This is a genomic window from Falsiroseomonas algicola (assembly GCF_011040385.1).
In the GTDB taxonomy this organism is placed as follows: domain Bacteria; phylum Pseudomonadota; class Alphaproteobacteria; order Acetobacterales; family Acetobacteraceae; genus Falsiroseomonas; species Falsiroseomonas algicola.
Genome location: NZ_JAAIKB010000006.1, coordinates 48523 through 61239, shown reverse-complemented (window position 1 = coordinate 61239; position 12717 = coordinate 48523). Strand labels below are relative to the sequence as shown.

Sequence of the window (12717 nt, the reverse complement as noted above, 5' to 3'; positions counted from 1 at the left end):
GCGTTGCAGAGGGATGATGGTCCCGTGGCAGCAATTCCGAGGGGCGGGCCCTTCCGCGCTCCGCCGCCCTGGGCGATCCTCCGCGCCCAACCCCAGGGGGAACTGCCCGATGATCGTCGACTTGCGCATCTACACCACGGCGCCCGGCAAGCTGGCCGAGTTCGTCTCGCTCTACGAGACCATGGCCTGGCCGCTGCAGACCAAGTACCTGGAGAACTGCCTGGGCTGGTACACGACGGTGGAGGGGGAGCTGAACACCGTCGTCCATCTCTGGGGCTATGCGGATTTGGCGGATCGCGACCGCCGCCGCACGGCCATGGCCGCCGATCCCGCCTGGGGCGCCTACCTCAAGGAAAGCGCCTCCCGCGGCCTGCTGGTGAAGCAGGAGAACCGCTTCGTCCGCCCGACCGGCTTCTACAGCAAGTTCAAGGCCGGCTGATCGGCCCGGGGGGAGCGCCGCTCCCCCCGATACCCCCCACGCCAGGGTCGAAGGCGACCCTGGACCGCCGGATATGAAACCGAGGACGGTCCAGGGCCGGTTCGGCCCTGGTGGTGGGGGTCCGGGGGAGGCAAAGCCTCCCCCGAAGTAGCCCGCGAAAGCGCTGGCGCCGCGCCTTGGGTTCCGGCTATGTTCACCACGCCGCCACCCTTCTGCGACCTCCGCACCCCCTCGAAAACGGTGCTAAACGCGCATAAACGGCATAATCGGCTTAAGTCACTTAGCGACTAAAAAGTCACACCCGTGACCAGTTACACCGGCCGCCGCGCCCGCAGCGCCGCCGCCAGCGTGCCCTCATCCAGCACATCCAGCGCGCCGCCCATCGGCACCCCCTGCGCCAGCCTGGTGACGGTGACATCCGCGGGCTTCAGCCGGTCCGTCAGGTAATGCGCCGTCGCCGTGCCATCGACCGTCGCCGGCAGGGCGATGATCACCTCGCTCACCCCCTCCTGCTCCACCCGCCGCAGCAGCGGCTGGATCGAGAGGTCCTCCGGCCCGATGCCGGCCAGCGGCGAGAGCGTGCCCCCCAGCACATGGTAGAGCCCGTGATGCGCATGGGCGCGTTCCAGCGCCCAGAGGTCGGCCACGCCCTCCACCACGCAGACCAGGTGCCGGTCCCGCCGCGGGTCGGTGCAGATGCCGCAGGGCGACTGCGCATCGAGGTTGCCGCAGACCTGGCAGGGCCGCACGGCCTCGGCCGCCGCCGTCAGCGCCTCCGCCAGCGGCAGCATCGTCTCCTGCGGCTTCATCAGCATCTTCAGCACCGCCCGCCGCGCGCTCCGCCGGCCAAGGCCGGGCGTGCGCGCCAGCAGCGCGATCAGCCGCTCGATCGGATCATTCGGCAGTGACAAGGGGACGCCCTGCTACTCTCCCGTAGGGCGGGAGAGCTTGTGCGAGAAAAGCTCCGATGCGCCCGCCACCGGCGGGCGAGGCCGCGACTGCGGCCCGCCGACAGTCCGGCGAGCCAAGCGGCCGGAGGCCGCGCGTCACGCCAAAGGCGTGCCTACGGCCCGACGCGCTTGAGGTCATCAAAAACGGTCTGATGCCATCGAGGCGCCGAAGGCGACCGATGGCATCAGAACGGCAGCTTCAGCCCGCCGAGGCCGCCCGGGATGTTCAGCCCGGCCGTCGCCTTCTGCATCTCCTCCGCCATCATCGTCTCCACCTTCTGCTTGGCGTCGGCATGGGCGGCGACGATCAGGTCCTCCAGCACCTCCCGGTCATCCATCAGGGACGGGTCGATGGTCAGGCGGCGCAGGTCGCCCTTGCCGGAAAGCAGGACCTTCACCATCCCGCCGCCGGAGCCGCCCTCCACCTCGGAGGCCTCCAGCTTCGCCTGCATCTCCTGCATGCGGGTCTGCATCTGCTGCGCCTGCTTCAGCATGTTGCCGAGGTTCTTCATGGCGTCGCTCAATCCTCCGGTGAGATGTCGTCGTCGAGCCCGACCGGCTCCGCATCCGGCGGCGCGAAGTCGCGCCCCGGGTCGGAATCGATCGAGGGGGGTGGCAGCCCGTAATTGTCGAGGCTGGCATCGCGCACCGCCTCGATCGTGGCCCCGGGAAAGGCTTCCAGCACCGCCTGCACCAGCGGATGGGTGCGGGCCAGCGCGCGCCGGTCCTGCTCCGCCGCGCGGCCCTGATCGGCCAGCGTCGGCTCGCCCTCGGCATTGGACAGCGCCACGGTCCAGCGGGTGCCGGTGAACTCCAGCAGCAGCGCCGTGATCTGCTGCGCCAGGTCGCGCGGGGCATCGGGCTTGGTGCGGATCTCCACCCGTCCGGGCGTGACCTTCACGGGATGGACGCTGTGCACCAGGTGGGCGTGCAGCATCGGCTTCCGCCCATGCGCCAGCGCCGCGATGTCGCGATAGCTCGCCACCACCGGCGCCACGGCTTCCACCGGCGCCGCAACGGCCTGCGCCACGGCCACCGCCGCGCCGCCGCCCGCGCCCCCTCCGGCAATCGCCCGCAGCCCGCCACCGCCCGGTGGCGGTGCGGCGGGCCCGGCCGGCGCAGAGACGCCCTGTTCCGTCAGCCGCCGCACCAGGTCCCCCGGCGTCGGCAACTCCGCCACATGGGCGATGCGGATCAGCACCATCTCGGCCGCCGCGCGGCGGTCCACGCCATCCTGCGCGACCTCCTGCATCCCCTTCAGCAGCATCTGCCAGCAGCGCGCCAGCACGGGGATGGAGAGGCGATCGGCCAGCTGCGCGCCGCGCACGCGCTCGGCCTCCGGCAGGGCGGGGTCCTTCCGCAGTGCGGGCACCGACTTCATCCGGCTCAGCAGATGCGTCAGCTCCAGCAGGTCGGACAGCACCACGCCGGGGTCGGTGCCGCGGGCATGCGCCTGTTCGGACAGCGCCAGCGCGGCGGCCGCATCGCCCGCCATCAGCGCCTCCATGAGGGAGACGGCCAAGCCCCGCTCCGCGAGGCCCAGCATGTCCACCACGGCTTCCGCGGTCACGCCGCCGCCGCCCGCCATGGCGATGGCCTGGTCGAGGATGGAGAGCCCGTCGCGGACGGAGCCATCGGCCGCCCGCGCCACCATGGCCAGTGCCTCCGCCTCCGCCGGCACCTCCTCCAGCCCGCAGATGCGCTGGAAATGGCCGAGAAGCTGGTCCTGGGGCACGCGGCGCAGATGGAAGGTCTGGCAGCGGCTGAGGATGGTGGTCGGCACCTTCCGCAACTCGGTCGTCGCCAGCATGAACTTCACGTCCGGCGGCGGCTCCTCGAGAGTCTTGAGCAGCGCGTTGAAGGCGGCCGTGGACATCATATGGACCTCGTCCAGGATGATGACCTTGAAGCGGCCCTGGGCGGGGCGGAAGCGCAGCCGCTCCCGCAATTCCCGCACATCGTCGATGCCGTTGTTGCTGGCGGCGTCCAGCTCCTGCACGTCCGGGTGCCGGTCCGCCAGGATGGCGCGGCATTCCGCGCAGACCCCGCAGGGATCGGGCGTCGGCCCGCCCTTGCCGTCGGTGCCGATGCAGTTCAGCGCGCGGGCGATGATGCGCGCCGTCGTCGTCTTGCCGACGCCGCGCACCCCCGTGAGCATGAAGGCGTGGTGCACCCGCCCCTGCGCGAAGGCGTTTCTCAGCGTTCGGACGAGTGCTTCCTGCCCGATCAGGTCGGCGAAGTTCTGCGGGCGGTATTTGCGGGCGAGCACGCGATAGGGCGTGCCACTGGCAGCAACGGGCGCTGGCGGCGCGGGCGGCGGCGGCGGCGCAGCGGCGGTCGGCGGATCGGGCTCCCCGAACAGCCCCGGTCCTTCCTGCGGCGGGGGCGGCGGCAGCCCCTCATCCTCGGGGGCCTCGGGCGGGAGCGGATTGCCGAAGATGTCGCTGGCCATGCGGTTGTCCGGGGTTAGCGGGCGCCCGGAGAAGGGGCCAGAGAAAGGTGGAAGGCCGGCGGGCGACCCGCGCGAGAACTCGTTACGGCTGCTTCCTTCCGGACCTGACCGGGTTGGCGAGGAGCACGTCCGTCGCCGACCTTCCGCCCCCAATATCGGGTCTCCGGCGCCCTGGGGCAATGCCCCCCGCGCCGCCAGGGCAATGTCCCCCGCGTCGCAAGGGCAATGTCCCCCGCGCCGCAAGGGCAATGCCCCCCGCGCCGCAAGGGCGACACCCCGGCTCGTGATCTCCCTCCCTGGACCGGCCGCGGGCCGCGTGGCAGGGTCGGCCGCGATGCTCTCCGTCCCCGCCAGCCGTCCCAATGCCTATACGGGCAGCCCCCTCGATCGCGCCGGCCACCGGCGCGACGACCAGGACTGGATCGCCCAGGCCCTCGCCGATCCCGAGACCCTCTTCGCCCCCGTCTGGCGCAGCCGCAGCCTGATGAAGGGCGTGGAGGCGGGGAAGCCGGAGGCCGTGCTGCTGACCGGCGCCGCGGCCGAGGCCGTGCGCATGGCCGGCGGGCCCTGGGCCTTCCTCGGCCTGTGGGAGGGTCGTCCGGTCTTCACGGTCGATTGCTCCGCGGCCGAGGATCCGCTGCCCCTGCTGCCGGACGGCATGGGCGGCTTCACCGACCTCCGCCAGGTCGCGGGCCTGCTGCCGGCCGGGGAGGCCTCGGTCCTCGCCCATGCGCGCGGCCTGATGCATTGGCGCACCCGGCACCGCTTCTGCGGCGTCTGTGGGGGCGAATGCGCGCCGCGCAGCGCCGGCAACGTCATGGTCTGCACAAACTGCAACGCCCAGCACTTCCCGCGCACCGACCCGGCCGTGATCATGCTGGTGGTGCGCGGCGACCGCGCGCTGCTCGGCCATTCCCACCGCTTCCCCAATTCAAAGATGTATTCGACCCTCGCCGGCTTCGTGGAGCCCGGCGAGAGCCTGGAGGAGGCGGTGCGGCGCGAGGTGAAGGAGGAGACGGGCGTCGAGGTCGGCGAGGTGCTCTACCACTCCTCCCAGCCCTGGCCCTTCCCGGCCTCCATCATGCTGGGCTTCCACGCGGAGGGGCTCACGGACGCCATCACCATCGACCCCGAGGAATTGCAGGACGCCCGCTGGTTCACGCGGGAGGAGATGCGCGACGCCGCGGCGCATGGTTTCTCCCTGCCCCGCATCGATTCCATCGCGCGACGCCTGATCGAGGATTGGCTGGAGCACGGCGCATGAAGCCCCTTTACGCTGCCCTTCCCGTGCTGCTGCCTGTCATGGTGCTGACGGCCTGCGGCAACCCCGCGCCGCGCCAGGCGGAAACGCCCGTCATGGCCGAATGCCGGGCGGAGGCCGAGCGCGTGCCCGGCGCCCAGGCGATGTTCCGGCAGTTGAACCTGGAGAACCCCAACAACCGCGACCGGGTGGAGCGGGAGCGGGAGCAGGTGGTCAACCGTGCCTATGCGGATTGCCTGGCGCGGCGCGGCATCACCCGCGGCGGCGGCGTGGAGCCGGTGCGCCGCTCCGGCTTCTGAGCCGCCGGGATGTCGCAGGCCGCCTCCCCGCCCGCGCCGCCCCGGGGCCTGGCCGGCTTCCTCGATGCGCTGCGCGATGGCCAGGTCGTCGTCGGCTGGGCCGCCGATCCGCAGGACGCCGCGGCGCGCCCGACCATCCGCCTGATGCGCGGGGTGGAGGTGCTGGCGGAGGCAGCCACGGATGTCGCGCGCGATGACGGCAAGCCCGGCTTCCGCCTTCGATCCCCGGTGCCCCTGACCGCGCGTGACTTCCTGGAAGGCCGCGTCCGGGTCCGGGCCATGCTGCCGGGCCGCCCGGTGGCGACGACGCTGGCCATGACCCGGCTGATGCGCGAGGTGCTGGAGGCCGAGGCGGAAGGCGCCCCGCTGCCGGAGCCCCCGCCGATCGCCGCGCCGCCGCAGCCCGTGCTGCCCCCGGTCGCCGCGCCACCGCAGCCCCTGCCGCCCCCGGTCGCCGCGCCGCCGCAGCCCGTGCCGCCGCCGGTCGTGCCGCCGCCACAGCCTGTGCCGCCCCCGGTCGCCACGCCACCGCAGCCCGTGCCGCCCCCGGTCACCGCGCTGCCACAGCCCGTGCCGCCCCCCGCCTCGCCGCCGCCGCAGCCCGTGCCGCCGCCGGTCGCGCCGCCGCCGCAGCCCGTGCCGCCGCCGGTAGCGCCGCCGCCGCAGCCCGTGCCACCCCCGGTCGCGCCGCCGCCACAACCCGTGCCGCCCCCCGCCGCGCCGCCGCCGCAGCCTGTGGCGCCGCCGGTCGCGCCGCCGCCACAGCCCGTGCCACCCCCGGTCGCCGCGCCGCCACAGACCGAGCCGCCCCCCGCCGCACCGCCGCCAAAGCCCGTGCCGCCGCCGGTCGCCGCGCCGCCGCCAAAGCCCGTGCCGCCCGCCGTCACAGCGCCGCCGCCGCCCTCCCACCCCGTCCTGCCGGCGCCGCTCTCCTCCATGCTACGGATCGCCCGCGGCCTGGCGGCCGGGCCGGCCGCGACCCTGCACCTGCTGCAGCCGCGCCGGGCCAGCGTCCTCGCCGCTCTCTCGGATCCTGCGCCGACCCCGCTCGAACAGGCGGCCGCGGCGGAGCCCGCCCTCGCCCAGGGCTGGGTGCCGCTCCGCCAGGCCTTCGCGCGACTGCCGCAGCCGGCCTCGCTCTGGCGACGGGATGGGGAACGGCTTTCGATCGAGGGCGGCCTTGCGCTGGTGGAGACGCTGCTGGCCATCCTCCGCGCGCTGCGGCCGGAGGCGCAGGACCAGCTGGCGCGCGCCGCTGCCATCCTGGCGCGTGCCGACCTCGCCGCCCTGCCGCGCCGGGACGTGCCCGACGAAGCCGGCGCGGCGGAGGGCATCGCCTTCCTCGGCGTCGCGGTGCGGGAGACGGAGCCGGCGCTGCCCGCCGACCTCTTCGCCAGCCAGCCGCCCCGGCTGATGGCGCAGCCCCTGCCGGGGCTGGAAGCCTGGTGCTGCGCCGCCGCGCCCATTCCCTGGCGCCTGGTGGTGATGACGGAACCGGGCCTCGGCGGCAGCGCCGCGCCGACCCTGGCGGGCTGGTGGCTGCGCCACCTCTTCGCGGAATGCGTGGTCAGCGAGGCGCTGCCGGGCGTGGACCCGGCCGCCATCCTCGCCACCAGCCCCGACCTTGTCCTGACCCTGGCGCGAGAGCCGGCCCCCCTCCCGGCGGAGCCGGGCTGAGCAAATCGGGCGGAGCCGGGCTGATAAACCCGGCGTCAGTTCCCGTCGCGCTGCGCCAGCCGGTAGGGATGCGCGCGATAGGTGCCGAGCACCCGGAGATCGGCGGAGAAGAAGGCCAGCTCCTCCAGCGCCCGCGCCAGCGCGGGATCATCCGGCCGGCCATCGACATCGGCCAGGAACTGCGTCGCGGTGAAGGCGCCGCCGACCATGTAGCTCTCGAGCTTGGTCATGTTCACCCCATTGGTCGCGAAGCCGCCCAGCGCCTTGTAGAGCGCGGCCGGGATGTTGCGGACGCGGAAGACGAAGGTCGTGACCCAGTCGCCGGCCTCGAAGGGCCCCTCCAGCGGCGTGGTGCGGCAGACATAGAAGCGCGTGGTGTTATGCGCCGCATCCTCCACGTTCCGCCGCAGGATCTCGAGCCCGTAGATCTCGGCCGCCAGTTCGCTGGCGATGGCCGCGTCCTCGATGCCGCCGCGCTCCGCGATCAGGTGGGCGGCGCCGGCGGTATCGGCCTCGATCACCGGCTGCAGGGACAGTTCCTTGATCAGCTTCAGCACCTGGCCGAGGGCGACCGGGTGGCTGTGGGCGCGCTTGAGCGTGGCGATCGAGGCGCCCTTCGGGGCCAGGAGGCAATGCTCCACCCGCTCGAAATGCTCCCCCACCACATGCAGGCCGCTATCGGGCAGCAGGCGATGGATGTCGGGGACGCGACCGGCCAGCGAATTCTCGCAGGGCAGCATGGCCAACCCCGCCCGGCCATCCCGCACCGCATCCATCGCGGCTTCGAAGGACGGGCAGGGCAGGGTGGTCCAGCCCGGATAGGCCTTGCGGCAGGACAGGTCCGAATAGGCGCCGGGCAGGCCCTGGAAGGCAATGATGCCGCTGGGCAGACCGGTGGAATTGTTGGGCATCTGAGGGCGTTGTCCTGCTGTCGCGCGCCTGCCGGGTTGTCGTTGCCGGCGGCGGCCTATATGGTCCGGCGGGTTTTACGGCAGGCGGGGCGGGGTGCAAGCCCGGTGCTGCCGCGCGCCTTGAACGTCACTTGGCATCGCATCGTCCTGGCTGGGTTGCAGCGCCGCATGGCCGCCGCCCCCGGTTCGAGGCGGGGCGCTTCGGAAGGGTCCATTCCAGGATGAGTCTGGAAGTCAACAAGGTCGCCGCCGCGGTCCTCACGGCTGGCATCGCCTTCATGGTCACCGGCCTGGTCGGCGACCTGATCGTGCACCCGCGCAAGCTGGAAACCAGCGCGCTGGCCACGCCGGAAGCCGCCGCGCCGGCGGCCGCGGCTGCCCCCGCCGCGCCGACGCTGGAGCCGATCAGCCCGCTGCTGGCCGCGGCCAATGCCGATAATGGCCGGGCGCTCGCCGGCCGCCTCTGCGCCTCCTGCCACAATTTCGCGCAGGGCGGGCCGAACGGCGTCGGACCGAACCTCTACGGCATCGTCGGCAAGGGCCACGCCCAGGTCGCCGGCTTCAACTACTCCGCCGCCAACCGCGCCCTGGCCGACAAGCCCTGGGACTACGAGGCGCTGAACGCCTTCCTCGCCCGCCCCGCCACCGCCATGCCGGGCACCCGCATGGCCTTCGCCGGCATCAGCAACACGGGCCAGCGCGCGGACGTCATCGCCTTCCTCCGCACCCTGTCGCCCAACCCGGTCCCGCTGCCCTGATCCCGGCAGCCTTTCGGGACACTGCCGAAGCGGCGGCGGATGCGGCAGGCGCCGTCATCCGCCCGCTCTTCCGGTCCCAGCTCCTGGTCGAGGCCAAGGGCGATGCCAGCCCGGTGACGGAAGCCGACAAGGCCGCCGAACGCACCATCCGCGCCCTGATCGCCGACCGCCATCCCGACCACGGCGTGATCGGCGAGGAATACGGGGAGACGAACCCGGGCGCCGACTGGGTCTGGGTGCTGGACCCCATCGATGGCACCCGCGCCTTCGTCACGGGCCGGCCCCTTTTCGGCACGCTGATCGGCCTGCTCCACAAGGGCGTCCCCGTGCTGGGCGTGATCGACCAGCCCGCCACGCGCGAACGCTGGATCGGCCTCAGCGGCCAGCCCGCCGAGTTCCGCTCCGAGTTCGGCGGCACGCCGCGCTGCCGGCCCTGCGCGACGCTGGCCGAGGCCGAGCTCTCCTGCACCTCGCCCGACATGTTCGACGCCGAGACCGCGCCCCGCTTCGCCGCCGCCAAGGACGCCGCGCGCCGCACCACCTGGGGCGGGGACTGCTACGCCTATGGCCTGCTGGCGCTCGGCCTGGTGGATGCGGTGGTGGACGCCACCATGAAGCCCTGGGACTGGGCCGCGCTGGTGCCCGTCATTGAGGGTGCCGGCGGCCGCTGCACGGACTGGGCCGGCCGGCCGCTGCGGCTCGACAGCGATGGCACGGTGCTCGCCGTCGGCGATCGCGCCCTGCTGCCGGAGATCTCCCGCCTCCTCGCGGGCTAGGCAGGCGTTGCGGCGGGCAAGGTGAACCCCCAAACTGTGGGCATGCGCCGCCGCGACCTTCTCTCCCTCTCCGCCGCCCTGGGGCTCGCCCCCACGGCCTCCCGCGCCGTCACCCCCGCCGGCGGCAGCGCCGCCCCGGGCCAGGCGGTGCGCACCCATGCGCTGTCCCTGCTGGGGGAGCCCGCGCTGCCGGCCGATTTCACCCACTTTCCCTGGGTGAACCCCAACGCCCCCAAGGGCGGCGAGGTCGCACTGACCGCACTCGGCAGCTTCGACAGCTTCAACGGCTTCGTCATCCGCGGCACCGCGGCGGTCGGCACCAACCTGCTCTACGACACGCTGCTGAAGGAAAGCGCGGACGAGGCCAGCACCGAATACCCCTACCTCGCGCAATGGGTCGAACTGCCCGCCGACCGGAAGGGCGTGACCTTCGAGCTGAACCCCGCCGCCCGCTGGCATGATGGCCGCCCCGTCACCGCGGCCGACGTGGTCTGGACCTTCAACACGCTCCGCCAGCACGGCCGTCCGGGCTTCCGCGGCTACTACGCCGATGTGACGGAGGTGGTGGCCGAATCCGAGCGCCGGGTCACCTTCCGCTTCAAGGACGACCAGAACCGCGAATTGGCGCTGATCCTGGGCCAGATGGTGGTCCTGCCGCGCCATTGGTGGGAGGGCCGCGACTTCGCCCGGCCGACCCTCGACCCGCCGCTGGGCTCCGGCCCCTACCGGATCGAGCGCTTCGAGGCCGGGCGCAGCATCGTCTATCGCCGCGTCGCCGATTGGTGGGCGAAGGACATCCCCTCGCTCCGCGGCCAGCACAATGTCGATGTCCGCCGCTTCGAATACTTCCGCGACAACACGGTCGCGCTGGAAGCCTTCAAGGCCGGGCAGATCGACTTCCGCACGGAGAACGTGGCCCGCGACTGGGCGACCGCCTATGACTTCCCGGCCCGTCGCCGCGGCCTGGTGAAACTCGAGGAAATCCGCCACGAGCTGCCGACGGGCATGCAGGCCTTCGCCATGAACCTGCGCCGCCCCATCTTCCAGGATGCCCGCGTCCGGCGCGCATTGGTGGAAGTCTTCGACTTCGAATGGCTCAACGCCAACGTCTTCTTCGGCGCCTATGCGCGGACGAACTCCTACTTCTCCAACTCCGAACTCGCCTCCTCCGGCCTGCCGCAGGGGCGGGAGCTGGAGATCCTGGAACGCTTCCGCGGCCGCGTGCCGGCGGAGGTCTTCACCACCGAATACCGCCTGCCCGTCACCGACGGTTCCGGCAACAACCGCGACGGCCTCCGCCGCGCCCTCACGCTGCTGCAATCCGCCGGCTGGCAGGTGCGCGACCGCCGCCTGGTGAATGCGCAGGGACAGCGCTTCGAGTTCGAGATCCTGCTCCAGGGCGCCACCTTCGAACGCGTGGCGCTGCCCTATGTCCAGTGGCTGGAACGGCTCGGCATGGCGGTGCGCGTCCGCACGGTCGATCCCGCGCAATACCAGAAGCGGATGGACGAGTTCGACTACGACATGACGATCGACGTCATCGGCCAGTCGCTCTCCCCCGGCAACGAACAGCGGGACTTCTTCACCTGCGAGAAGGCGCGGGAGCCCGGCAGCCAGAACGTGGCCGGCATCTGCGACCCCGCGATCGACGAGCTCGTCGAACTCGTGGTCACGGCGCCGGACCGGCAGGAACTGGTGGCGCGGACCCGGGCGCTGGACCGCGTGCTGCTGTCCTACAACTACCTGATCCCCAACTGGCACAGCCGGACCTTCCGCATCGCCTACTGGGACAAGCTGGTGCGGCCCGAACGCAACCCCCGCTACAACCTCTCCCTCGACTGGTGGTGGGTGGATGCGGAGCGGGAGCGCGCCCTGCCCGACGCGCGCCGCAGCCTGTAGCGCCCAGCCCGCCGCATGGCCGCCTATATCGTCCGCCGGCTGCTGCTGGTGATCCCGACGCTGTTCGGGATCATCCTCATCAACTTCGCCGTGGTGCAGTTCGCCCCCGGCGGCCCGGTGGAGCAGATGCTCGCCGAACTCCGCGGCGAGGGCCAGGTGCTCGGCCGCCTCACCGGTGAAGGGGGCGGGGAGACACGGCAGCCCGGCAGCGCCGGCCCCGGCATGGGCTCCGGCGATTCATCCAGCGGCGGCCCGGTCGGCAACTATCGCGGCGCGCGGGGGCTCGATCCCGCCATCGTCCGCGACATCGAGCGCATGTTCGGCTTCGACAAGCCCGCCCATGTCCGCTTCCAGGAGATGATGACGGGCTACCTGACCTTCGACTTCGGCCGCAGCCTGTTCCGGGACCGCCCGGTGGTGGACCTCATCATCGAGAAGATGCCCGTCTCCATCAGCCTGGGCCTCTGGTCCACGCTGATCATCTACCTCGTCTCCATCCCGCTCGGCATCCGCAAGGCCGTCCGGGACGGATCGCGCTTCGACCTCTGGACCTCCGGCGTCGTCCTCGTGGGCTACGCGATCCCGGGCTTCCTCTTCGCCATCATGCTCGTCGTCTTCTTCGCCGGCGGTTCCTTCCTGCAGTGGTTCCCGCTGCGCGGCCTCGCCACCTCCGGCTCCGAAACCTGGCCCTTCTGGCAGCGGGCGGCGGACTACGCCTGGCACATGGCGCTGCCGACCCTGGCGCTGGTCATCGGCGGTTTCGCGGGCCTCGTGATGCTGACGAAAAACAGCTTCCTCGATGAGATCGGCAAGCAATACGTCGTCACGGCGCGGGCCAAGGGCAACACCGAGAACCGCGTCCTCTACGGCCACGTCTTCCGCAACGCGATGCTGCTGATCATCGCGGGCTTCCCCGCGGCCTTCATCGGGATCCTCTTCACCGGCGCCCTGCTGGTAGAAATCGTCTTCTCGCTGGACGGGCTCGGCCTGCTGGGCTTCGAAGCCGCAATCCGCCGCGACTACCCCATCATGTTCGCCACCCTCTACATCTTCACCCTGCTCGGCCTGATCATGCAGATCGTCGGCGACGTCATGTACACCATCATCGACCCCCGCATCGACTTCGAGGCGCGGCGGTAATGGCGGCCATGCGCGGTCCCGCGGGGGCGCTGCCCCCGCACCCCCGCCGGGGGGCGTGGCCCCCCCCGGACCCCGCCGGAACTTTCAACGCCGAAGGTGAGGGGGGCCGAAGTGCCCCCCTCACCTTCGGCGTTCAAGGCCTGAGGTCCAGGAGG

The 12717-nt window shown here is 72.2% G+C and carries 12 protein-coding genes and 1 other RNA gene; 8 read left to right on the top strand and 5 right to left on the bottom strand.

Annotated elements, in window-relative coordinates; genetic code table 11:
• Positions 1–109 precede the first annotated feature (109 nt).
• Positions 110–439, top strand: coding sequence for an NIPSNAP family protein (locus G3576_RS15880; RefSeq protein WP_164695407.1), 330 nt, complete (start codon positions 110–112; stop codon positions 437–439).
• 311 nt (positions 440–750) lie between these two features.
• On the opposite strand, the gene recR is transcribed toward G3576_RS15880, so the two are convergent.
• From recR to ffs, 4 genes are all read right to left on the bottom strand, one after another.
• Positions 751–1350: a recombination mediator RecR gene (gene recR, locus G3576_RS15875; RefSeq protein WP_164695406.1), complete on the bottom strand. Its 600-nt coding sequence runs from the start codon at positions 1348–1350 to the stop codon at positions 751–753.
• 224 nt (positions 1351–1574) lie between these two features.
• Positions 1575–1901, bottom strand: coding sequence for a YbaB/EbfC family nucleoid-associated protein (locus G3576_RS15870; RefSeq protein ID WP_164695405.1), 327 nt, complete (start codon positions 1899–1901; stop codon positions 1575–1577).
• An 8-nt stretch (positions 1902–1909) separates the two neighbouring features.
• On the bottom strand, positions 1910–3841 hold the full coding sequence (locus G3576_RS15865; RefSeq protein WP_164695404.1) for a DNA polymerase III subunit gamma/tau: 1932 nt from the start codon (positions 3839–3841) through the stop codon (positions 1910–1912).
• Between the two features lie 46 nt (positions 3842–3887).
• Positions 3888–3986, bottom strand: an RNA gene (ffs, locus tag G3576_RS15860) — signal recognition particle sRNA small type.
• Between the two features lie 189 nt (positions 3987–4175).
• Here ffs and nudC point away from each other — a divergent pair.
• From nudC to G3576_RS15845, 3 genes are read left to right on the top strand one after another with little or no spacing between them, the layout of a single operon-like run.
• A complete protein-coding gene (nudC, locus tag G3576_RS15855) occupies positions 4176–5105 on the top strand; it encodes an NAD(+) diphosphatase (RefSeq protein WP_164695403.1) in 930 nt (309 codons plus the stop codon).
• A complete protein-coding gene (locus G3576_RS15850; RefSeq protein WP_164695402.1) occupies positions 5102–5401 on the top strand; it encodes a hypothetical protein in 300 nt (99 codons plus the stop codon). The genes nudC and G3576_RS15850 overlap by 4 nt, the downstream gene beginning before the upstream one ends.
• 9 nt (positions 5402–5410) lie before the next feature.
• On the top strand, positions 5411–7078 hold the full coding sequence (locus tag G3576_RS15845; RefSeq protein WP_164695401.1) for a hypothetical protein: 1668 nt from the start codon (positions 5411–5413) through the stop codon (positions 7076–7078).
• Between the two features lie 35 nt (positions 7079–7113).
• Here G3576_RS15845 and G3576_RS15840 read toward each other — a convergent pair whose 3' ends face one another.
• On the bottom strand, positions 7114–7989 hold the full coding sequence (locus tag G3576_RS15840; protein ID WP_164695400.1) for a prephenate dehydratase: 876 nt from the start codon (positions 7987–7989) through the stop codon (positions 7114–7116).
• Positions 7990–8210: 221 nt separating this feature from the next.
• On the opposite strand from G3576_RS15840, the gene G3576_RS15835 reads away from it, so the two are divergent.
• Genes G3576_RS15835 through G3576_RS15820 form a run of 4 tightly spaced genes read left to right on the top strand, consistent with a single transcriptional unit; the run spans position 8211 to position 12562 of the window.
• Positions 8211–8747: a c-type cytochrome gene (locus G3576_RS15835; protein ID WP_164695399.1), complete on the top strand. Its 537-nt coding sequence runs from the start codon at positions 8211–8213 to the stop codon at positions 8745–8747.
• The gene (hisN, locus tag G3576_RS15830) at positions 8744–9523 is read left to right on the top strand and encodes a histidinol-phosphatase (protein ID WP_164695696.1); all 780 of its coding nucleotides are present in this window, start codon (positions 8744–8746) and stop codon (positions 9521–9523) included. The genes G3576_RS15835 and hisN overlap by 4 nt, the downstream gene beginning before the upstream one ends.
• Positions 9524–9565: 42 nt before the next feature.
• Positions 9566–11422, top strand: a complete 1857-nt coding sequence (locus tag G3576_RS15825; protein WP_164695398.1) for an extracellular solute-binding protein — start codon at positions 9566–9568, stop codon at positions 11420–11422.
• Between the two features lie 15 nt (positions 11423–11437).
• Positions 11438–12562 carry a microcin C ABC transporter permease YejB gene (locus G3576_RS15820; RefSeq protein WP_164695397.1) on the top strand — a complete coding sequence of 375 codons (1125 nt, stop codon included), beginning with the start codon at positions 11438–11440 and terminating at the stop codon, positions 12560–12562.
• Positions 12563–12717 lie beyond the last annotated feature (155 nt).